Here is a 21,615-nt window from a genome sequence, read left to right on the forward strand (position 1 = left end):
CGTGAAAGCCCTGCGCGCCTTTCTTGCCCGGCTTCCCGCCGTGCCCATCGTGCCCACGCCGCGCACGCTGGTGCTGCTGGCGCTGCTGGTGCCCGTGGCCGTGGTTATCGCGGCCACGGCACCGGGCGCATGGATCGTCGCGCCTGCCGCCGCCCTCGCCCTGTTGATGGTTGCCATCATCGACGGCTGGCTGGCGGGCAGGCTGGTGTCCTTCGCGTGCCACGTTCCCGCCGATGCCGAGGTGGGGCAGGATACGGTGTTGCGGGTGGAGGCGGAAATCGAGCGCGACGGCGATGCCGCGCTGCCCGAGGCCGCGATCGGTTTCGAGCCCCGGCTGGGCAAGGACGGCAATACCGAGTTCGCGCTTCGGCCAACGGGCGATCCGGGCAAGTTTGCGGGCGAAGGCAGGATCATGCCGGTGAGGCGCGGCACGGGCAGTCTGCATGACCTGTGGCTTCGCTGGCCCGGCCCCCTTGGCCTGGCGGTCAGGCAGACGCGCGAAACGCTCGACGACCGCATCCGCGTCTGGCCGGATCTTTCCCCGGTCCGATCCCCCGTCCTGCACAGCTTCCTGCGCGACAGCCAGTTCGGCCTCGTCGCCCGCCGCGTCCGGGGCGAAGGCACCCAGTTCGAGGCGCTTTCGGAATACGAACCCGGCATGGATCGCCGCCGCATCGACTGGAAGGCCAGCGCGCGGCACACCTCGCTCTACGCGCGCGAGAACGAGGCGGAGCGCGACAACCAGATCGTCTTCGCCTTCGACTGCGGCCAGTCGATGTGCGAGCCGGTGGACGGCCTGCCGCGCATCGACCGCGCCGTTTCCGCCGCGCTGATGGCCGCCTACGTGGCGCTGAAAGGCGGTGACAAGGTAAGCCTGTTCGGATTTGCCGACCATCCGCAGCTGATGACACCGTTCGTCACCGACACCCGCGCCTTTCACCGCCTGCAAAGCGCCGCGGCGGAGCTCGACTACACCGCGCGCGAGCCGAATTTCACCCTGGCGCTGGCGACCCTGACTGCGCGCCTCAAACGGCGCTCGCTGATCGTCCTCTTCTCAGATTTCGCGGACCCCACCTCGGCGCAACTGATGGTCGAAAGCGTCGAGAGGCTGGTGCGCCATCACCTGGTGATCTTCGTGACGATGGTCGATACCGAGCTCGAGGAGCTTTCCGCTACCGAGCCCGAGACAATCGGCGATATTGCCGTGGCCGTCGGGGCGGATGCCCTTGCCCTTCAGCGCCGCCTGGTCCTCCAGCGCCTTCGCCGGCTGGGCGTCAACGTGATCGAGGCCCGTCACGAGGATATCGGTTATCGCCTGATCGACCTCTACCTCGAAACCAAGCGGGCGGAGGCGATCGGCTGATGGTCCTCCCCTTCTTCAACCGCTCCAACGAGATAACGCCGCCGGCCGATATCGAGGCCGCATCGCTGCGATCCGACCGCTTCCGGCTGGAGCGCGAGGTGGACTGGCAGCGGCTTGAGGCGATCGTCGTCGCACTGGAGAAGAACAGTCCTCGCCGGATCAGCGACGAGGACCTGCTTGAACTCCCCGTGCTCTACCGAAAGACGGCATCCAGCCTGGCCGTCGCGCGCGAGACGTCGCTGGATGCTGCGACGCTGGACTACCTGGAGTCGCTCGTCCGCCGTGCCTGGTTCCAGGTCTACGGACCGCGCATCGGCCTGTTCGGCTGGCTGCGCCGGTTCCTCGGCGGAGGCTGGAGCGCTGCGGTGCGCGCGATCTGGCTGGACATCTGCATCGCGCTGGCAGTCATGGTCGCGGGCACGATCGTCGGCTGGCTGCTCGTCGAGCAGGACGACCGGTGGTATTACGCGCTCGTGCCCGGAGCTATGGCCGGGGGCCGCGCGCCGGGAGCCGATCCCGCGCTCCTGCGCGAAAGCCTGGGCACAGCGCAGAACGCCGACGGACTCGGCGTCTTCGCCGCCTACCTGTTCTCCAACAACACCGGAGTCTGCATCCTCGCCTTCGCACTGGGATTTGCCTTCGGCGTGCCCACCCTGCTGCTGCTGGTCTACAACCTCTCGCTGCTGGGGGCGATGTACTGGGTATTCGCAGAGGCCGGACTGGGCCTCGATTTCGCCGCCTGGATCAGCGTGCACGGCACCACCGAACTCGGTGCCATCCTGCTGTCGGGCGCGGCAGGCCTGCATGTCGGGCGCACCATGGTCTTTCCCGGAGACCGGTCGATCCTGGCAGCCATGCAGGGCGCCGGCGTGCGTGCGGCCCAGGTGATGGCTGGCAGCACGATCATGCTGATCGTGGCCGGACTGCTGGAAGGCTACGTCCGCCAGCTCGTTGGCGACACGCCATCGCGGCTGGGCATCGGTCTTTGTATGCTGGCGCTGTGGATCATCTACTTTACGATGATGCCCGCCCCGCAGGAGCGCGAGACGTGAGTGCCGTAAGCCCCCGTCAGATCCTGCAGGCGGACCAGGCCAAGCGCGCGCGCACCCTGGTGACGCCCGAAGGGCTGGCCCTGCCGCTGACGGTAGGCAGCCGCGGCGGACGGGCGGGTGCCCTCCTCCTCGACCTCGTCATCCTTTTCACGGGCACGATCGCCGTACTGCTGTTCTTCTCGGCAATCGGCCTCGGGCTCTACGATATCGGGCTCAGCAGCGAGACCAACCCGCTGATGCAGATGCTGATGATCGTCATCACCATGCTGCTGTTCCTGATGCGCTACGGCTATTTCCTGTGGTTCGAACTCGGCCCGCGGGGGGCGACGCCGGGCAAGCGGATCGTCGGATTGCGGGTTGCCGCCCGCAATGGAGGGCGACTGGCGGCCGAGATGGTGATTGCCCGCAACCTGATGCGGGACGTGGAGGTGTTCGTGCCCGCCTTCTTCGTGCTGGGAGGGGGACAGAACGCCGGGATCAGCGGCCTCGCCGCATTCATCTGGCTGGCCATCTTCGTGCTCTTCCCGCTGTTCAATCGCGATGCCCTGCGCGCCGGCGACATCGTGGCGGGCACCTGGGTCGTGGAAGCGAAACAGGCGCGGCTGAAGGAGGCGATGTCGCTCGCTCCCGACCGGCGCAACGACTACCAGTTCGGAGAGGCCGAGCTTTCCGTCTACGGAGAGCACGAGCTGCAGGTGCTGGAAAACGTGCTGCGGCAGGATCGGCCCGAATCCCTGCGCGAGGTGGCGGAGGCGATTACGGGCAAGATCGGCTGGGAACTTGGCCGGGGAGACGAGCGCGAATTCCTCGAAGCGTTCTACGCCGCGCTGCGCGGTCACCTGGAAAGCAACATGCGCTTCGGCAAGCGCAAGCGGGACAAGTACTCGTGATCCTGCTGCGCGATGCCGTGCCCGAGGATGCCGAAAGCCTTGCTCGCCTCGGCCGCGACAGCTTCTGCCATGCGTTCGAGCACCTCTATCGCCCGCAGGACCTGCAGCCGTTCCTGGAGGAGGTCTATTCGGTAGAGGCCGTGGCGCGGGAAATTGCCGATCCCGGCATCCGCCACCAGCTGACGCAGGATGCGCCGGGCGCCGGGCCGAGCGCCTTCATCAAGGTGAAGTACGAAAGCCCTTACGCGGAGCATTCCAGCGCGAAAAATCCGCTTTGCCTCGGCCAGCTCTACACCGACCCCGCACGGACTGGAGAGGGACTGGGCGCGGCGCTGATGGACTGGTGCCTCGATCTGGCGAAGCAGCGCGGGTGCGACGCCGTGCAGCTGTCCGTCTACAGCGACAATCACGGCGCGCAGCGATTCTACCAGCGATACGGCTTTGGGAAGATCGCCGATATCGGCTTCTGGGTGGGAGAGCAGCGCGACCATGAATTCCTGTACGAATTGCGTCTTCAGGGCACCTAAAAAGGCATTGGGTTAAGAGGCCCTTAGGGCTTTTCGTCCATGCCTCGCGGAGATGGGAAACCTTGCACTCCAACTGCCCGATTTCGACGACACTCCGGCAGGTCCGCTTGCCGACGAACTGGTCAGCGATCCCGGCATCGACCGCATCCTTGAGACCGTGCGCGGGCACCTCGGGCTCGAGATCGCCTTCGTCTCGCGCTACGTCGAGGGCGAGCAGAGGGAACTGACGCATGTCAGCTCCGACCTCGACCTGCCGATGGGCGTGGGTTTCCGCGAGGACCGGGCCGACAGTTACTGCTGGCATATCCTGCATGGCCGCCTGCCCGAACTGATCCAGGATCCCTCCGACCATCCCCTGACGAAGACGCTCGGGATCACCGACTTCCTGCCCGTGGGATGCCACGTGAACACGCCCCTGAGGCTGGCGGACGGCACGGTCTGGGGCAGTTTCTGCGCCCTCGGCCGCGAACCGCGTCGTGACATGAACCCGCGCGACCTCGAGATCCTGAAAAGCTTCGCCGGGCTCGTCGGCGAACGTATCGAGACGGCGCTGCAGGAAGACGTACTGCTGCGCCAGGCCCGCCAGCGGGTGGAGGCCATGCTGGACGGCCATGCCATCACCATGTTCCAGCAACCGATTCACGAGCTGTCGAGCGGCCGCCCGGTCGGCGTGGAATGCCTCGCGCGTTTCCCCGATCTCAACAAGCGCGGCCCCGAAGCCTGGTTCGAGGATGCGGAGAGAGCGGGCCTGGGCAACGACCTGGAGATGACGGCCGTGCGCTGTGCCCTGGAGACCGTGGACCAGGTGCCCGACGGCATCTACGCCGCCATCAATGCCTCGCCCGCGACGATCCTGTCGGGCCGCCTGCGCGAGACGTTGCGGGAGGCGGGGGCCCGCAACCTGGTGATCGAGATCACCGAGCACCAGGAGGTCGAGGATTTCGACGCACTGGGGCGCGAGATTTCGGCGCTGAAGGAGTTCGCGAAGATCGCGATAGACGATGTGGGGACAGGTTATGCCGGCCTGCGCCACCTGATCGAGCTTCAGCCCGACATCCTGAAGATGGACATGGTGCTGACCCGCAACATCAACGACGATCCCGCCCGCCGCGCAATCTGCGCCGCCATGGTGCAATTCGCCCGGGATATCGGCGCGAAACTTGTCGCCGAAGGGATCGAGACCGAGGACGAGAAATCCGCCATGACGGACCTTGGCGTCGACTACGGCCAGGGTTTCCTGTTCGCGCGCCCGTTGCCGGTGGTGGCGGCGCAGCAGCATCTGCTGGGGGTCACGATGGAAGAGTAAGCCCCGGCATCACTTTTCGCGGCGCAGTTCGCGCTGCTGCTCGCGCGTCATTTCCTTGGCCGCGTAGATATCGCCACCCTCGATCTGCACGTTCATCCGCTTGCGATCGTTTTCGCGATATGTCGTTTCGGCCTGATCGATCTCGCGCTCGTTCAGGCCGACGTCCTCCAGCGCCATCCGCGCCAGCGTGATGGCGCTTTCGTACACCTCGCGCATCACGTAGGCCGCCTTGCTGTTGGCCAGATTGATCACGCTCGTCCGGTCGAAACCGCGGACATAGATCGTCGCCTTGGGAAAGGCGTCGGCCACCGAATTGATGAATTCGGCATCGGGCACCTCGTCGATGCAGAACATGATCAGTTCGGCATCCTGCGCCCCGGCCTGGCGAAGCATGTCGAGCCGCGTGCCGTCGCCGTAATAGACCTTGCTGCCGAACTCTTCGGCGATGTCGATCTGCGAAGTCTTCTTGTCGATCAGCGTAACCGTCAGGCCCCCGGCAAGCAGCGTTTGCGCAACGGTCTGCCCAAAGCGGCCGAACCCTACCACCAGCGCCCCCGCGCTCTCGTCGTGCGGCTCCTCGCGCCCGCCATCATCGGACTTGGGTTCCTGCCGGATCCTGCGGGTGGCGATCATCAGGAACGGCGTCGTCGCCATCGACAGCGTCACGATCGCGCCGAACAGGCTCGACTGTTCGAGCGAGATCAGCTGCCCCTGAACGGCCTGGGTATAGAGCACGAAGGCGAACTCGCCGCCCTGGCTGAGCAGCAGGCCAAGCGCCAGTGCGGCGCGCCAGGTCATCTTCAGGGCGAGGCCCAGAGCCATGATGATCGCCGTCTTCACGACGATGAGAAGCGCGGCGAACCCGATCACGAACAGCGGGTTCTCGGCGATCACGCCAAGGTCCAGCATCATGCCTACGGCGACAAAGAAAAGCCCCAGCAGGATGGCGCGGAACGGCTCGATATCGGCCTCCAGCTCGTGCCGGTACGGCGTATCGGCCAGCATTACGCCGGCGATGAAGGCCCCCAGCGCCGCCGACAGGCCCAGGAACTCCATCGTCACCGCGCTCGCCAGCACGGTGAACAGCGCCGCGACGATGAACAGCTCGCGCTCGCCAAGGCCGCCGATCAGGCTGAACAGCGGCCTGATGAGAAGGCGTCCCGCCGCGATGAGGCCCACGACGGCCACCACCGTGAGCAGACCCAGCATCCATCCCGAAGGCCCTTCCTCCGCGCCTGCGCCCAGCGCGGCGACGATGGTGATGAGCGGGATGATCGACAGGTCCTGGAACAGCAGGATGGCAAAGGCGCGCTCCCCGAAGGGTGTGCGCAGGCGGCCGCCGGCCTGCAGCATGGGCAGCACCTGCGCGGTGGAGGACAGGCCTAGCGGCAGGCCGATGGCCAGCGCCGCCGCCAGCGGATAGCCCGCCAGCGCCAGTACCGTCGCGCTTATCGCCAGCCCGCAGGCCGTCACCTGCGCCAGGCCGAGGCCGAAGATCGCGCCTTTCAGTCGCCATAGCCGGGCGGGGCTGAGCTCGAGGCCGACGACGAAGAGCAGCATGACGATGCCCAGTTCGGCGACCTCGGCCATCTCCTCTGCCCCGTCGACGAGGCCAAGTACTGACGGCCCCAGCAGCGCGCCGGCGACGAGGTAGCCAAGCGTGGCGCCCAGCCCCGCGCGGCGGAAGGCCAGGACAGCCACCAGGGCGAAGCCCAGCATCAGCAGCGCATCGCGCAGCAGCAGGCCGGTTGCATGTTCTTCCATCAGGCGCGCCCCCCAGACCCAGCCGGAACTAGAGCCATTTCCATTTCCAGAACAGCATGAGTTGCACCAGCAGGATCGCGCCGCACATGCCCACGACGATCCAGAAGGCATCGGCATCGTTCACCCCGGGCACCCCGCCCACGTTGATGCCCAGCAAGCCGGTGATGAACCCCAGCGGCAGGAAGATCGCGGCAACGATGGTGAGGAGGTAATTGGTGCGTTCGGAGCGTGCGACGGACCGGGCGCGGATGTCGTCCTGCAGCACAAGCGCGCTTTCCTTGGAGATATTGATATCCTCTAGGAAACGGCGAAGCCGGTCGATGCTCTCGGCGATCTCGCGACGGTCTTCCGCCTCGAACCAGTCGGGCGCGGTGCGGGCGATGGTCTCCAGCGCTTCGTGCTGCGGAGCCATGTGGCGCTGGAGGCCCAGGCAATTGCGCCGGATCGCCGCGATGCGCTCCAGCATCTCGTCGGTCTCGGCCTCGGTGCCCTCCTCCTCCATCGCGTCGATCGTGTCGTTCATGTCGACGATGGAGGAGTTCATGCGATTGATCAGCCCTTCCACCAGGTCTGTGATCACCCTGCCCGCATCGCGCGGTCCGCGCCCGGCATCCACCATCGCGCAGACGTCGCGTGGGGATTGCAGGCGGCGGCGGCGCAGGGTGAACACGCGGTCGCCGTCGCTCCAGACCTGCAGGGCGACCATGTCCTCCGGCTCCGCGCCGGGGTTGAAATTGATCCCGCGCAGCGTGGCGACCAGCGCGTCGCCCTCGCGAAAGGCACGCGGCCGGGTTTCGTCGCTGATGAGCAGTTCCACCGTGGGCTCGGGGATGCCGAGGCTCTCCAGCCATTCCTGCACGCCGGGACGGTTGCGACAGACGTGCAGCCACAAGACCTCTCCCGGCCCGCCGGGTGTCCAGGCCTGCGCATCGGCCCAGCTGATCGGTCGACCGGATCCCTTGCCGTCGAGCACGCGCCCGAACAGCATGGGTCCGTCGAGAATTTCCTTGGGATCTGTTTCGTCGGTGGCCATGTGCATCCGATCAAAGACCATTGTGGGCCTGCGGGCAATACGCGCATGACGGCGAGGCGCGAAACCATGCCTTTAACCTGTCACCGCAAGGCCCTATAGTAGTGGCCATGTCTTCCGTACGCCCATGGCGCGATATAGAGCGCCGCCAGTCCCGCCAGATCATGGTCGGCAACGTCCCCGTCGGCGGCGATGCCCCGATCACCGTGCAGACCATGACGAACACGCCGACAGAGGACGTGGGCGCCACCATCGACCAGATTCGCCGGTGCGAGGAGGTGGGGGCCGACATCATCCGCGTGTCCTGCCCCACGGCGGAATCGACCCGGAACTTCGACCAGATCACGAAAGCGGCGAACATCCCCATCGTCGCCGACATCCATTTCCACTACAAGCGGGCGCTGGAAGCTGCCGACAAGGGCGCCGCCTGCCTGCGCATCAATCCGGGCAATATCGGCGACGACAAGCGCGTTGCCGAAGTGGTCCGCGCGGCCAAGGCCAACGGCTGCGCCATCCGCATCGGCGTGAACGCGGGCAGTCTGGAAAAGGACCTGCTGGAGAAATACGGCGAGCCCTGCCCGGAGGCGCTGATCGAGAGCGCGCTCGACCACATCAAGTTGCTGCAGGATCACGATTTCCACGAATTCAAGGTGGCGGTGAAGGCGAGCGACGTCTTCCTGGCGGTCGCGGCCTATCACGGACTGGCGGAAACGGTGGACTGCCCGCTGCACCTCGGCATTACAGAGGCCGGCGGACTGATCGGCGGCACGGTGAAGAGCTCCATCGGTATCGGCAGCCTGCTGTGGGCGGGCATTGGCGACACCATCCGCGTCTCGCTTTCGGCGGAGCCGGAACAGGAAGTGCGCGTCGGCTTCGAGATGCTGAAGGCGCTGGGCCTGCGTACGCGCGGCGTGCGCGTCGTTTCCTGCCCCTCCTGCTCGCGCCAGGGTTTCGACGTGATCCGCACCGTGGAGGCGCTGGAGGCCCGGCTGGAGCACATCAAGACGCCGATGAGCCTTTCCGTGCTCGGCTGCGTGGTGAACGGCCCCGGCGAAGCGCGCGAGACCGACATCGGCATCACCGGCGGCGGCGCTGGCAAGCACATGGTCTATCTTTCCGGCGTGACCGACCACCACGTGGAAAGCGATGCCATGCTCGATCACATCGTCGAACTGGTGGAAAAGAAGGCCGCCGAGATCGAGGCAGGCACGGCGACCGCTTTCGATCCCCACGCCGAGGCGGCGGAATGAAGCCGCTGGCGGCGCTGGCTGCCCTCGCCGCCGCTTTCTCCCTTGCCGCATGTGCCACATCAGGCGAGCCGCGGGCCGAAGGCGCTGCTGCCATCGTGCATCCCGAGGGCGCCATCTTCGATCCGTCCCTCGATGCGCACGAGGCGGTCGATACCGCGCTGGCGCGCGCGGCGGGAAGCGATCGCCTGGTGCTCCTGGTAATGGGCGCCAACTGGTGCCACGACAGCCGCGCCCTGACGAGCTACCTGATGGAACCGGAACACGCCGCCCTGCTCGAAGAGCATTACGAAACGGTCTACATCGACGTCGGCCTCCCTCAGACCGGCGACGGCTTCAACCTCGACGTGGCGGAGCGGTTCGGCGTCACGCCCGAAGGCACGCCTAGCGTGCTGGCGCTGACGCCTACAGGTGAACTGGTGAACACGCCCGAGGACGCGATTTCCTGGCGCAACTCTGCCAGCCGCTCTCCGGCTGCCGTTCTTGCGACGCTCGAAGACTGGGTCGCACAAGGAAGCCGGTAGTTCGGATCGTGCAGGAGATCTGGGCCATCCTGAACTATCCCGGCGACTTCACTCTGGCCGGAATCTGGATTGCCGCCGTTTTCGGTCTCGCGGCGACGGCCATCGTCTGCGCCTGGTGCGACCGCATGCCCCGGCTCGTCTATCGCTGCATCTTCCAACCGCTGGAAATCTGTGTCGCACTTGGACCGGCGGGACTCATCGCCGCGCTTGCGTTCAATCACAGGGGCGAAACCGGCGAGGCGGTAGTGTTCATCTTCGCCGTCCTGACCTTCTTTGCCACCATCCTGGCGATCGAGCGCTGGAGCCGAAGCTTCTTTCACTACGCCGCCGACCTCAGGGCCGGCAGTAACGCGGACCGCTGACGCCTTGCTCCACGTCGTCCACCACGCAGACTACATGGCCCCGCGGCCCGAACGCGGTTCCTTCAGGTTCGACAAGTACTACCTCGTGATGGAGGAACTGCGCGCGAGCGGCGAACCTGTCACCGAGCACGCCCCGGATCCCATGCCGCGCGAATGGCTGGAGGCGGTGCACTGTCCAGACTATGTCGAACAGGTGTTCGCCGCCCAGGTCCCGCGCGAGAAGGAGCGGCGGATCGGCTTTCCGGTCACCCCGCACATCGCCAGCCGCGTGCGACATACCAACGGCGGCACCTGGCTCGCCGCGCAGCTGGCCATGGAGCATGGCTATGCCGCCAACTCGGCGGCAGGCAGCCACCATGCCCTGCACGATACCGGCGCGGGTTACTGCGTCTTCAATGATCTTGCCGTCGCGGCCAATCGCCTGATCGCGCAGGGCGATGCCGAGCGGATCCTGATCGTCGATCTGGACGTCCACCAGGGCGATGGAACCGCCAGCCTGACGGCGCTGCGCGACGACGTCTTCACCCTGTCGATCCATGCCGAGAAGAATTTCCCGGCGCGCAAGGCACGGTCCAGCCGCGATATCGGTCTGCCGGACGGAACCGACGACGATGGCTATATGGCTGTCCTGGAACGCGAAATTCCCGCCCTTATGGCCGACTTCGCACCAGACCTGGTGCTTTACCAGGCGGGCGTCGACCCGCACGAGAACGACAAGCTGGGAAGGCTTGCCCTGACCGACGACGGCCTTGCCCGGCGCGACCGGTTCGTCGTGGCGCAGGCACGCAGGCGCGGCCTGCCGATCGCCAGCGCGCTGGGCGGCGGATACGGGCCGGATCAACGCGCCGTCGCCCGGCGTCATGCCGCCTCCATGCTGGCCATGGCCGACGAGAACCGCCTTTACCCCTCGGCAATGCTTGCCCGCTAGAATGGGGCGTGATGGACACGCGTCTTCCCATAGCCTGTGTGCTGATCGTCGGCGGTGCGATCGGCATTGCCATGCCCATTTCCGAGGCAGGCCGGCAATTCTCGCCGGAGCAGGTGCAAGGGGGCGACGAGGTCGTCACGCTCGCCGCGACGCAGGAAATCCAGAGCTCCGGCTGGGGCAACGAGTTCTCGCTCAATCGCGAGCCTGACGGACATTTCTATGCCGATGTCCATGTCGACGGCGTGCCCTCGCGCATGCTGGTGGATACCGGTGCCAGCGTCATCGCCCTGACCGGAGACGATGCGCAGGCCATGGGGATTTACTGGGATGACAGCGAAGTCGCTCCGGTCGCGCAGGGGGCGAGCGGCACGGTCTATGGCGTCAACACCCAGCTCTCGCGCGTCCGCCTGGGCGATTTCGAGGCGCGCGACGTCAGGGCCATCATCGTGCCGGAGGGGCTCAGCATCTCGCTGCTCGGGCAGTCGTTCCTGGAAACCGTGAATTCCGTCCGCATCGCGAACGATCGCATGGTGCTGGAGAACTGACTGCCATGAACATGAGCAGCCTTCTCCCCCGGCGCTGGCGCTCGCGCAAGGAAGCCACGCGCCACGCGGAGGCCATCACCGAAATTCTCGAGACGCCGCCAATCGCGCCGAGGCAGGACGGCGTCGTCCTGTTCTCCATGATCGGAACCGAAGTGCTGCTGCCCTACCTGGTGGCGGTCAAGTCGCTCTGGCACCACCTGCGGCGCGGACGCGTCGCCATCCTCGACGATGGAACGCTGACCGCACCCGACCGCGCGATCCTGGCGCATCATTGCGGCGACCCGCAGATCATCCGCATCGGCGATGTGAGGCTGGGTGACTTCCCTTCGGGCGGAACCTGGGAACGGCTGCTCACGATCCTGGACAATCGCGCAGGCGAGTACTGGATACAGCTGGACAGCGATACCGTGACCATCGGTGACCTGCCCGAAATCGCGGAGGCCATTGCCCGCAACCGCAGCTTCCTGTTCCTTGGCGACAAGGACGCCGAAATCGGCCCCTTGCCGCTGCATGAATTTCGCGAGCGGTTCTATCCTGACGGCGCGGCAGACGGGCATGTGCAGGTGCGCATCGAGTCACGTCTCGACAGCATCGATGTGCGCAGGGACTGGAAATACGTTCGCGGCTGCTCCGGCTTTGCCGGATTCGCCGCGACGGGCAGCGGCCGCCCGCTTGCGGCGGCCTTCCTTGCCGAGATGAAGCGGATGATCGGAAACGAGGACGTGACCATCTGGGGCACGGAGCAGGTCACTTCGAATTTTCATCTCGCCAACGAGGCACAGCCGGTCGTGCTGCCCTACGCCCGCTATCTCAACTACTGGAACGAGCCCTGGGGAGAGGATGCCCGCTTCGTCCACTTCGTCGGCACGCACCGGCACGACAACGGGGCCTATATCGATGCCAGTCTCCAGGCCATCGGCCAGCTGAAGAGCTAACGGGCGCAGCTTCGTATGGACAAGGTTCACCTTCGTCCTGCAATATATGCCACCATGAACAGGCGCCAGATTCTGAAAGGAACGCTTGCCGCCGGCGTAACGCTGGCTGCGGCACCCTCTCGCGTGTTCGCGCAGGCCGCACCGGACCTGCAGGCGCGCAGGCTGCTCGACATTGCCCGGCGCGAGGTCGAGCGGGCGGGTGCGCAGCTGTGGCGACGCGATCTGGTGGGCATCGCCGATTTCGGCCTGCACTCCAGCGTTCCGCGGTTCCACTTCGTCGATCTGGAGGCGGGCGCAGTGAACAGCGTGCTCGTCACCCACGGCAGCGGCTCCGATCCCGAGCACGACGGCTGGCTCAACGACTATTCCAACATGCACGACAGCTGGGCGACCAGCCGCGGGGCCTACATCACCTGGGAGTGGTACGAGGGGCGTTTCGGCACGTCGGTTCGCCTGGGCGGGCTCGACCGGAGCAATTCCAACGCCTTTCCGCGCGCCATCGTGATGCACAAGGCCGACTATGCGACGCCCGAACACGTCGCACGCTGGGGTCGCCTCGGCCGCTCCAACGGCTGCTTTGCCTACGGGCCCGATGTCTTCCCGCAGGCCATGTCGCGCCTCATGGGCGGACGCCTGCTCTATGCAGAGACGCTGGGTATCGGTCCCGATGGACGCGATGTCGCCCGTCCCTCGCAGCAGCCTGTCGATTTCGAAGCCGCGGTGGCCCGACGCAATGGCGGCGCGGGAGAGCAGGATCCGGGCGAACTGGAACGCGTCTATACCTCAGCCAATCCCGGCCTCGACCTGACGAGCGGCAACTAGCCGCGCATCAGGTGGTCGAGCGCGGGTCGTTCACCACTTCGATCACTTCCTCGGCGCTGAACGTCTGGCGGTTGCCCACCCGCGCGGCGTCCAGCGAGGCAAGCACCGGCGCGTCGCGGCCGTAGATATCCTCGAACTCGCGCAGCTTGCCGTCCACATCCACGCCGTAGGTGAAGTAGGTAATGTAGACCGGGATCGTGCGCTCCACCGGAACGCGGGTGTATTCCCCGCTGTCGGAGACGGAAACCGCCTCGTCACGCGTGGCGCCGCCGCCCAGGATGGCAACGGTCATGGCCAGTTCCAGCGCCCGTTCCACACGGATGCAGCCGTGGCTGCGCGCCCGGTCTTCGCTGTCGAACAGGCCCCGCGCGGGGGTATCGTGGAGGAAGATCGCATGCGGATTGGGCATGTCGAGCTTCATCTTGCCGAGCGAATTGCCGGGGCCAGGCTGCTGAATGACGGTGATGAAGCCATCGGCACCGCGAGTGGCGGTGTAGCCGTTGTTTCGCGCCCAGGTGGGGTTGTTCAGGACACGCCGACCAAGCCCTTCGCCCACGACGATGCTCTGCGGCACCGTCCAGTTGGGGTTGAAGATCACGCCCTCCACCGTTTCCGCAAGTTGCGGCGTCGCCGTGCGACCGGGTGCGCCCACGATGGTGCGATAGGTGCGGATGATCTGGTCGTTCACCATCAGCCGCAACTGGTATTCGGGCACGTTGGTGATGAGATACTGGCTGCCCAGATCGCGGGGCAGCCAGCGCCAGCGATCCATGTTGGCGCGGATGATCCGGCGCTTTGCCGTGTCGCCCGGTGCGGTTTGCGCCAGCGCATCGCGCAGCATGGCATAGTCCTCATGCCTCGGAGCGAGCATGTCGACGATTCCGGCCAGGTCGCCGCTCTCCAGCGCCTGGGCCATCAGGTCGCCGGTCGGCAGCAGGTCGCCATCGGGATCGACCACGAACCACTGGCGCCGCGAATCCATCGGCGTGCGTCCGTCGCGCAGGTCCTCCACCAGCCAGGTGAAGGCGCCGCTGGCGCGCACATCGAGCTCGCGGCTTTCCCCGCGGGCGATTTCCTCGCGCAGCTTGTCGGGGCGATAGTCGGCGGGATCCAGCCCTTCCGAGCCGATCGCTTCGAGCACCGCGACCAGCGCCCTCGCATTCTCGACGCTCCAGTGCTGGACGGCAGCCTCTCGCGGGTCCTCCTGCACGATTTCGCGCGTTTCGAAGGTGGGCGTGGCGGAAACGGTCACCGCATCGTCGTCCTGCAGCGGATCCTGCGCAGAAAGCGTCTGCGCAGCCGCAGGAAAGGCCAGCGCCGCAGCAGCCAGCAAACCAATGCCGCAGGTGCGCGACGATGCCATACGAATCGTTTCCTTGTTTACCATGTCAGTCCTGTAATTTTGCCGTCAGGCGAGCCGACGATCAAGCAAGCGTGCTTTCGTGAGTCTGAATATCGCCAGCCGGCGAACCGCGAATGGAGGTGACGCGCCCTCGTCCCGACTCTAGGACCGTCGCATGGACCGCCAGCATCATCACCTGCTGCCCCTGCTGGTGGCCTTCGCCGGAGTCGGTTTCCTGGCGCTGATGGATGCCTTGATGAAGGGGGCATCGCTTGCCAGCGGCGTCTATACTGCTTCGCTGCTGCGCTCGCTTCTTGCCGCCCTTCTGATTGCGCCCGTGTGGCTTACCACGAAAAAGGCCTGGCCAACCAGTGCCGTAATGCGATTGCATGTCGAACGCGGCGTCATTTCAGCCTTCATGGCGCTCACCTTCTTTTACGCGCTCACCAAGCTGCCGATCGCTGAAGCCATCGCCCTCAGCTTCATTGCGCCGCTCGTGGCCCTCTATTTCGCGCACCTGCTGCTGGGTGAGCAGATCAGGCGCAGCGCGATCTGGGCGTCGCTATTGGGCATCGTGGGGACGCTCGTCATCGTCAGCGGCAGGCTGGGGCGGACGCAAATGGAAGACGACGTGCTGCTGGGGCTGGCCTCGCTCTTCGTTTCGGCCCTGCTCTATGCCTACAATTTCGTGGTGATCCGCAAGCAGTCGCAGCTTGCCGGGCCCGTGGAAGTCGCCACTTTCCATGCCGGTGTCAGCGGTCTCGTCCAGTTGACGGCGGTCCCGTTCCTGTTCGTCATGCCCGGTATGGGGGCGATGAATTCGATCGTAGCCGCGGCGGGGCTGACAGTCGCTGGATCGATGGCGATCGCATGGGCCTATGCCCGGGCGGAAGCGCAGGTGCTGGTGCCGATGGAATATACCGGCTTCCTGTGGGCCGCGCTGTTCGGCTGGCTATTGTTCGAAGAGGCGGTGACCGTGCCCACGCTGATCGGCGCGGTGCTGATCATCGTGGGATGCTGGCTTGCCGCTCCCCGAGCCAGGCGCGCCGCAAGTACCGAGGCGGCCAACGTCTGACCGTCCTCCCGGTCAGCCGCCCGGCGCCTCCACGGTCACCAGCTCGTCCTGCGTTTCTTCTTCGAACCAGCCCGACTGCTGCCAGACCAGCCCCAGAGCCGCTCCCAGAAAGGCCGCTACCACGAGGCCGAACAGCATCAGGCCCACACGCAGCGACGCCGATCTCTTTCGCGGTCTGCCAATGGCCATCCTTGCTCTCTTCCCGGTTTCGGCACGGCGGAACATCCGCATCCCGTGCCGCGTTGCACCATCGTATCCATGACCTGCACACTTGACCAAACGAACGCAAACGCGCAGGTCGCCCTCGAACAGGCTCCTCCCTCGCAAGTACGGAGCCGATCCGCAACACTCTAGAGGACCAATCGCCCATGACACAGGTCGGCTCCAACTCGCTCGGCACCCGCAAGTCTCTCGACGTGAACGGCAAGACATATGCCTATTACTCGCTCGCCGCGGCGGCGGAGAAGGTCGGCGATGTCAGCCGCCTGCCCTTCAGCCTGAAGGTGCTGCTGGAAAACATGCTGCGTTTCGAGGACGAGGGTTTCACCGTCGGCGAGGAGCATGTCCGCGCGATCGTGGACTGGCAGAACAACCCCGTCACGGGCGACGAGATCCAGTACCGCCCGGCGCGCGTGCTGCTGCAGGATTTCACCGGCGTTCCCTGCGTGGTTGACCTGGCCGCCATGCGCGATGCCATCGGCAAGCTGGGCGGCGATACCGCCAAGATCAATCCGCAGGTGCCCGTGAACCTGGTGATCGACCACTCCGTGATGGTGGACGAGTTCGGCACTCCCAAGGCTTTCGAGGCGAACAAGGCGCTCGAGTACCAGCGCAATGCCGAGCGGTACGACTTCCTCAAGTGGGGCGCCAAGAGCCTCGAGAACTTCTACGCCGTGCCCCCGGGCACCGGCATCTGCCACCAGGTGAACCTGGAGCACATCGCCAAGGGCGTGTGGTCCAGCGAGGATCAGAACGGCGAACTCGTCGCCTATCCCGACACCTGCGTCGGCACCGACAGCCACACCACCATGATCAACGGCCTGGGCGTGCTGGGCTGGGGCGTCGGCGGGATCGAGGCCGAGGCGGCCATGCTTGGCCAGCCGATTTCCATGCTGATCCCGGAAGTCGTCGGCTTCAAGCTGGAAGGCAGGATGGCCGAAGGCGTCACCGCCACCGACCTGGTGCTCACCTGCGTGCAGATGCTGCGCGAGCACGGCGTCGTCGGCCGCTTCGTGGAATTCTACGGCCCCGGCGTTTCCAACCTGTCGCTGGCCGACCGTGCCACCATCGCCAACATGGCGCCCGAATACGGTGCAACCTGCGGCATCTTCGGCATCGACGAGAAGACCATGGAATACCTAGAGCTGACGGGCCGCAGCAAGGAGGATATCGCGCTGGTCGAAGCCTACATGCGCGAGCAGGGCATGTGGTTCGATCCGGATGCCGAGCCGGTCTTCTCCAGCACTCTTCAGCTCGACATGGAAAAGGTCGTGCCGAGCCTCGCCGGGCCCAAGCGCCCGCAAGACAAGATCGCCCTGCCGCTGGTGGACGAGAACTTCAACGACGACCTGAAGAAGGTCTACGGCAAGGACGCACCCGTGCGCGTCGATGTCGAAGGCTCCGGCCATGACGTGGGCGATGGCGACGTTGTGATCGCCGCAATCACCAGCTGCACGAACACCTCCAACCCCGACGTGATGATCGCTGCCGGCCTCGTCGCCAAGAAGGCGCGCGAAAAGGGCCTGCTGCCCAAGCCGTGGGTCAAGACCAGCCTCGCGCCGGGTTCGCAGGTCGTTACCGACTACCTCGTGAAGTCGGGCCTGCAGGACGATCTCGACGCCATCGGCTTCGACCTTGTCGGCTACGGCTGCACCACCTGTATCGGCAACTCCGGCCCGCTGGCCCCGCCGATCAGCAAGGCCGTGAACGAGAACGACCTCGTCGCCGCCTCCGTGCTGTCGGGCAATCGCAACTTCGAGGGGCGCATCTCGCCCGACGTTCGCGCCAACTTCCTTGCCAGCCCGCCGCTGGTGGTGGCCTATGCGCTGAAGGGCACCGTCACCGAGGACATCACCGATACCCCGATCGGCCAGGATCAGGCGGGCAACGACGTGATGCTGGCCGACATCTGGCCCACGAACGAGGAAATCCACAAGCACCGCGCCGCCAACATCGACCGGCAGATGTTCGAGACCCGCTACGCCGACGTCTACAAGGGCGATGCCGACTGGCAGGCGATCGAGGTGGAAGCCTCCGATACCTACAACTGGAACCCGTCCAGCACCTATGTCGCCAACCCGCCCTATTTCGACGGCATGGGCATGGAGCCGGCACCGGTGGAGGATATCGTCGGTGCGAAGCCGCTGGCCGTTCTGGGCGATTCCGTGACGACCGATCACATCTCGCCCGCCGGTTCGATCAAGGAAGACAGCCCCGCCGGCGAATACCTGATCAACCACCAGGTCGCGAAGAAGGACTTCAACTCCTACGGCTCGCGCCGCGGCAACCACGACGTGATGATGCGCGGCACCTTCGCCAATATCCGCATCCGCAACGAAATGGTCCCCGGCGTCGAAGGTGGCTACACCACCTACAAGGGCGAGCAGATGCCGATCTACGACGCCGCCATGAAGCACCAGGCCGACGGCACGCCGCTGGTGGTGGTCGCCGGCAAGGAATACGGCACCGGCTCCAGCCGCGACTGGGCGGCCAAGGGCACCATCCTGCTGGGCGTGCGCGCCGTGATCGTGGAAAGCTACGAGCGTATCCACCGCTCCAACCTGATCGGCATGGGCGTGCTGCCGCTGCAGTTCAAGGAAGGCGAAGGACGCCAGAGCCTGAACCTGACGGGCGAGGACAGCTTCACGATCAAGGGGCTGGCGAACCTCTCGCCGCGCCAGGACGTGGAAGTCGAAGTCACCCGTGCGGACGGCTCGACCCAGACGTTCACCGCACTCTGCCGCATCGATACCGCCAACGAAATGGAATACTACAGGAACGGCGGCATCCTGCATTACGTGCTGCGCAAGCTGGCGGCAGCCTGACGGGACGCGCTGCAACGAACGGGAGCACCGAATAGGACGACGAGCCGGGGCATGTTTGCGACGACATTGCTCCGGACGTCGTGCCAAGGACCTGCCGCCGCCGTTATTACTCCCGGATGCAACAGTTCCGTCCGCAGACTCCGTCTCTGGGCCCCGATCCAATGGCCGATCCCGCCAGGCTGGCCGCGTTCACGCAGCAGGTGCGTGCGCGGCTGGACGCCCACGATGCGGCCCGCCCGCTCGGAGGCGACAAGGCCGACCTCTATCTGCTGCCCGATTTCCTGACCCGCGCCGAATGCAAGCGCCTGCTGCGCACGGTCGATTCGCGGATCGGTCCGTCAGAACTGTTCGACGGTACGAGGATCGATGGCTTTCGCACCAGCGCGACGCACTATTTCGACCGCGACGACCAGGCCACGCGCGAACTCGAGCAGCGCATGGACGGCGTGCTGGGAATCGATCATCAGCATGCCGAGGTGCCGCAGGGTCAGCGTTATCGCACCGGGCAGCAGTTCCGCCATCACTACGACTACTTCACCACTGACCAGCCCTACTGGCAGCAGGAGCGGCAGCGCGGCGGACAACGCACCTGGACGGCCATGGTCTTCCTGAACGTGCCGGAGAAGGGTGGCGAAACCGATTTTCCCGAACTCGGCCTTAGCGTGCGGCCGCAACGCGGCGCGTTGCTGACCTGGAGCAACATGGACCGCGACGGTCGGCCCAATCCAGCCACGCTGCATGCCGGCCTGCCGGTGCTGGAAGGTGACAAGCATATCGTCACCCAGTGGTATCGCCAGGAAGCCTGGAGCCTCGAGCTTCGCTAAGGGCCTCCTGGCGAACCGCGTTAATCACCTTTTCGAACCTGGACGGTATTCCGGCGTATCATGCCGATGCCACTCTCAGGCGAAGCCGTGGACACCGCGTCCGCATCCAATGACCCGGCCGTACTCGCGCGGATCGGGCGGGACGTGCGCGCCCGGCTGGACAGGATCCCGGCCTTCGAAAGGGTCGCGACCGATCTCGCTGACTTGTACGTGGTCGAGAAATTCCTGACCGGGCCGGATTGCAGGCGGATCATGCAGGCGATCAACCGGCATGCCGTTCCCTCGACCCTGTACAGCGGTACGCAGACGGCAGGATTTCGCACCAGCCACACCCATCATTTCGAGCGCGACGATCCGCTGACGCGCGACCTCGAACATTACATCTGCGAGGTCAGCGGACTGGACATTCTTCATGCCGAACCGCTTCAGGGCCAGCGCTATCAGAAGGGCCAGGAATTCCGTCACCACCACGATTTCTTTCACGTCGGCGAGCGGTACTGGGAGGGCGAGGCCCGCCGCGGGGGCCAGCGCACCTGGACCGTCATGCTGGCCCTAAACGAGCCGAGGGAGGGCGGCGAAACCGACTTCCCGCAGCTGGGCTTTCGCTTCCGCCCCAGGACCGGGCGCCTGCTCGTGTGGAACAACATGGACCGCGACGGACGGCCGAACATGAGGACGCTCCATGCCGGGTTGCCCGTTACCAGGGGCATCAAGCATATCGTCACGCTATGGTTTCGCCAGGAGCCCTGGCGACTGCTGAACCCCGCGCACTAGCCGGACACGAAAAAGGCGGCCCCTAAGGACCGCCTTCCCCCCGTTTGATACGCGAAGTTCGCGATCTATTTCGCTTTTGCCTTCCGGCGGCGTCGCCAGCCTGCCGCGGCGCCCGCTCCCGCGCCGAAGAGCAGCAATGCGCCCGGCTCCGGCACCTGCGTACCCGAACTCGAAGGAGGCGGCGGCGGTGGTGGCGGCGGCGGTGGCGGAGGGGGCTTGCCCCCGCTGCTTGTGCTGGTGCTGGTGCTCGTACTGGTGCTGGTGCTGGTGCTCGAAGAAGTCGACGAACTCGTGCTGGAGGACGAAGACGAACTTGTCGTGCTCGACACGTTGCCCGATGTCGTGGTGGTGCTCGAGACATTCCCCGAGGTGGTCGTGCTCGACACGTTGCCGGAGGTCGAAGACGTGCTCGACACGTTGCCAGAGGTCGAGGATGTGCTGGAGACATTGCCGGAGGTCGAGGACGTGCTCGAGACATTGCCGGAGGTGGAGGACGTACTCGAGACGTTGCCCGACGTCGAACTGGTGCTCGATACATTGCCCGACGTGGTGCTGGTCACGTTTCCGGAAGTCGTGGTGGTCGTGGTGGTCGTCGATCCCGAAGCCGTTGGCGGTGGCGGAGGAGGAGGAGACGGGTCCCCGCTCGACGAGCTGGTGCTGGTGCTCCCTCCCGACGTGCTGGTGCTGCCTCCCGACGTGCTCGTGCTTCCTCCAGACGTGCTTGTGCTGGTGCCGCCCGAGGTCGTGGTGGTGGTGCTCAGGTCGACGACGGCGCTGCCGCCACCACCGCTGCCACCGAAGAAGCCGCCGAAGAAGCCGCCACCGAAACCGCCACCGAAGCCGCCGCTGCCACCGATGATGACCGGCGGACCGCCGCTGCCGCCGCTGATCGGCGCAGAGGGAAGCGGGGGAAGCGGAAGCGGCGGCTGCGCAAGAGCCAAGTGCGGCGTTTCCTCGCAGCATTCGGTTTCCACCACGCGGCGCAGGCGGGCCTGTTCGCGCGGACGCGGCGGGATCGTGCGGCGGGCTGTCGTCTCGTCCTTGACGTATAGGAGTTCGGTTTCCTCGCCCTTGTCCGACTTGTAAGCGACTTGCGCTGCCTGCGGTTCGGCAACGTGCACCGCGCCCCCGGCGACGACTGCCCCGCCCGCGGCGGCGGCAGTGAGTTTCGCAATGGCCATACGTACCGACATGCAAGGTCTCTCTCAGCTTCGCCGGAAGGCTGGCCGGGGACCATGTCGGCACCCCAAATCCTTTTCCG

Annotated in this window: 22 protein-coding genes; 17 read left to right on the forward strand and 5 right to left on the reverse strand. The window is 65.8% G+C overall.

Going from position 1 to position 21,615, the window contains the following annotated elements:
• Positions 1-10: 10 nt before the first annotated feature.
• The 5 genes from AAA989_RS04470 to AAA989_RS04490 are packed head-to-tail and all read left to right on the forward strand — an operon-like array spanning position 11 to position 5,138.
• A complete protein-coding gene (locus AAA989_RS04470; protein ID WP_338242180.1) occupies positions 11-1,363 on the forward strand; it encodes a DUF58 domain-containing protein in 1,353 nt (450 codons plus the stop codon).
• Positions 1,363-2,415 carry a stage II sporulation protein M gene (locus AAA989_RS04475; protein ID WP_338241407.1) on the forward strand — a complete coding sequence of 351 codons (1,053 nt, stop codon included), beginning with the start codon at positions 1,363-1,365 and terminating at the stop codon, positions 2,413-2,415. The genes AAA989_RS04470 and AAA989_RS04475 overlap by 1 nt, the downstream gene beginning before the upstream one ends.
• Entirely contained in the window at positions 2,412-3,305 is an 894-nt protein-coding gene (locus AAA989_RS04480) for an RDD family protein (protein ID WP_338241409.1), read from the forward strand. Before AAA989_RS04475 ends, AAA989_RS04480 begins: the two co-directional genes overlap by 4 nt.
• On the forward strand, positions 3,302-3,832 hold the full coding sequence (locus tag AAA989_RS04485; protein WP_338241411.1) for a GNAT family N-acetyltransferase: 531 nt from the start codon (positions 3,302-3,304) through the stop codon (positions 3,830-3,832). Before AAA989_RS04480 ends, AAA989_RS04485 begins: the two co-directional genes overlap by 4 nt.
• 52 nt (positions 3,833-3,884) lie before the next feature.
• Positions 3,885-5,138, forward strand: coding sequence for a sensor domain-containing phosphodiesterase (locus AAA989_RS04490; protein WP_338241412.1), 1,254 nt, complete (start codon positions 3,885-3,887; stop codon positions 5,136-5,138).
• A gap of 9 nt (positions 5,139-5,147) precedes the next feature.
• On the opposite strand, the gene AAA989_RS04495 is transcribed toward AAA989_RS04490, so the two are convergent.
• Both AAA989_RS04495 and AAA989_RS04500 read right to left on the reverse strand, forming a co-directional pair.
• On the reverse strand, positions 5,148-6,902 hold the full coding sequence (locus tag AAA989_RS04495) for a cation:proton antiporter domain-containing protein (RefSeq protein WP_338241414.1): 1,755 nt from the start codon (positions 6,900-6,902) through the stop codon (positions 5,148-5,150).
• Between the two features lie 28 nt (positions 6,903-6,930).
• The gene (locus AAA989_RS04500) at positions 6,931-7,941 is read right to left on the reverse strand and encodes a zinc transporter ZntB (protein WP_338242181.1); all 1,011 of its coding nucleotides are present in this window, start codon (positions 7,939-7,941) and stop codon (positions 6,931-6,933) included.
• A gap of 101 nt (positions 7,942-8,042) precedes the next feature.
• Here AAA989_RS04500 and ispG point away from each other — a divergent pair, with 101 nt between their 5' ends.
• From ispG to AAA989_RS04535, 7 genes are read left to right on the forward strand one after another with little or no spacing between them, the layout of a single operon-like run.
• The gene (ispG, locus tag AAA989_RS04505; RefSeq protein ID WP_338241416.1) at positions 8,043-9,182 is read left to right on the forward strand and encodes a flavodoxin-dependent (E)-4-hydroxy-3-methylbut-2-enyl-diphosphate synthase; all 1,140 of its coding nucleotides are present in this window, start codon (positions 8,043-8,045) and stop codon (positions 9,180-9,182) included.
• Positions 9,179-9,703, forward strand: a complete 525-nt coding sequence (locus tag AAA989_RS04510; protein WP_338241418.1) for a thioredoxin family protein — start codon at positions 9,179-9,181, stop codon at positions 9,701-9,703. Before ispG ends, AAA989_RS04510 begins: the two co-directional genes overlap by 4 nt.
• Positions 9,704-9,711: 8 nt before the next feature.
• Positions 9,712-10,065: a hypothetical protein gene (locus tag AAA989_RS04515; RefSeq protein ID WP_338241420.1), complete on the forward strand. Its 354-nt coding sequence runs from the start codon at positions 9,712-9,714 to the stop codon at positions 10,063-10,065.
• 34 nt (positions 10,066-10,099) lie between these two features.
• Positions 10,100-10,993: a histone deacetylase family protein gene (locus tag AAA989_RS04520; RefSeq protein ID WP_338241422.1), complete on the forward strand. Its 894-nt coding sequence runs from the start codon at positions 10,100-10,102 to the stop codon at positions 10,991-10,993.
• An 11-nt stretch (positions 10,994-11,004) separates the two neighbouring features.
• Positions 11,005-11,538, forward strand: coding sequence for a retropepsin-like aspartic protease family protein (locus AAA989_RS04525; protein ID WP_338241424.1), 534 nt, complete (start codon positions 11,005-11,007; stop codon positions 11,536-11,538).
• A gap of 11 nt (positions 11,539-11,549) precedes the next feature.
• Positions 11,550-12,473 carry a hypothetical protein gene (locus AAA989_RS04530; protein WP_338241426.1) on the forward strand — a complete coding sequence of 308 codons (924 nt, stop codon included), beginning with the start codon at positions 11,550-11,552 and terminating at the stop codon, positions 12,471-12,473.
• Positions 12,474-12,527: 54 nt separating this feature from the next.
• The gene (locus tag AAA989_RS04535) at positions 12,528-13,295 is read left to right on the forward strand and encodes a murein L,D-transpeptidase catalytic domain-containing protein (protein ID WP_338241428.1); all 768 of its coding nucleotides are present in this window, start codon (positions 12,528-12,530) and stop codon (positions 13,293-13,295) included.
• A 7-nt stretch (positions 13,296-13,302) separates the two neighbouring features.
• Here the strand turns inward: AAA989_RS04535 and AAA989_RS04540 are convergent, their stop codons facing one another.
• Positions 13,303-14,658, reverse strand: coding sequence for a L,D-transpeptidase family protein (locus AAA989_RS04540; protein ID WP_338241430.1), 1,356 nt, complete (start codon positions 14,656-14,658; stop codon positions 13,303-13,305).
• Positions 14,659-14,812: 154 nt separating this feature from the next.
• On the opposite strand from AAA989_RS04540, the gene AAA989_RS04545 reads away from it, so the two are divergent.
• Complete coding sequence (locus AAA989_RS04545) at positions 14,813-15,712, forward strand: DMT family transporter (RefSeq protein ID WP_338241431.1); 900 nt, start codon at positions 14,813-14,815, stop codon at positions 15,710-15,712.
• Positions 15,713-15,724: 12 nt separating this feature from the next.
• Here AAA989_RS04545 and AAA989_RS04550 read toward each other — a convergent pair whose 3' ends face one another.
• Complete coding sequence (locus AAA989_RS04550; protein WP_338241432.1) at positions 15,725-15,901, reverse strand: hypothetical protein; 177 nt, start codon at positions 15,899-15,901, stop codon at positions 15,725-15,727.
• A 179-nt stretch (positions 15,902-16,080) separates the two neighbouring features.
• Between AAA989_RS04550 and acnA the strand changes: the two genes are divergently transcribed.
• The 3 genes from acnA to AAA989_RS04565 all read left to right on the forward strand — a co-directional run bounded on the left by acnA (position 16,081) and on the right by AAA989_RS04565 (position 20,354).
• Positions 16,081-18,756, forward strand: coding sequence for an aconitate hydratase AcnA (acnA, locus tag AAA989_RS04555; RefSeq protein ID WP_338241433.1), 2,676 nt, complete (start codon positions 16,081-16,083; stop codon positions 18,754-18,756).
• A 116-nt stretch (positions 18,757-18,872) separates the two neighbouring features.
• A complete protein-coding gene (locus tag AAA989_RS04560; RefSeq protein ID WP_338241434.1) occupies positions 18,873-19,580 on the forward strand; it encodes a 2OG-Fe(II) oxygenase in 708 nt (235 codons plus the stop codon).
• A gap of 60 nt (positions 19,581-19,640) precedes the next feature.
• On the forward strand, positions 19,641-20,354 hold the full coding sequence (locus tag AAA989_RS04565) for a prolyl hydroxylase family protein (protein WP_338241435.1): 714 nt from the start codon (positions 19,641-19,643) through the stop codon (positions 20,352-20,354).
• A gap of 65 nt (positions 20,355-20,419) precedes the next feature.
• Here the strand turns inward: AAA989_RS04565 and AAA989_RS04570 are convergent, their stop codons facing one another.
• The gene (locus AAA989_RS04570) at positions 20,420-20,683 is read right to left on the reverse strand and encodes a PEP-CTERM sorting domain-containing protein (RefSeq protein WP_338241436.1); all 264 of its coding nucleotides are present in this window, start codon (positions 20,681-20,683) and stop codon (positions 20,420-20,422) included.
• Here AAA989_RS04570 and AAA989_RS04575 point away from each other — a divergent pair.
• Positions 20,571-21,440, forward strand: a complete 870-nt coding sequence (locus tag AAA989_RS04575) for a hypothetical protein (protein ID WP_338242200.1) — start codon at positions 20,571-20,573, stop codon at positions 21,438-21,440. The genes AAA989_RS04570 and AAA989_RS04575 overlap by 113 nt on opposite strands.
• Positions 21,441-21,615: the final 175 nt, after the last annotated feature.

It is taken from the genome of Aurantiacibacter hainanensis, assembly GCF_036321025.1.
In the GTDB taxonomy this organism is placed as follows: Bacteria; Pseudomonadota; Alphaproteobacteria; order Sphingomonadales; family Sphingomonadaceae; genus Alteraurantiacibacter; species Alteraurantiacibacter hainanensis.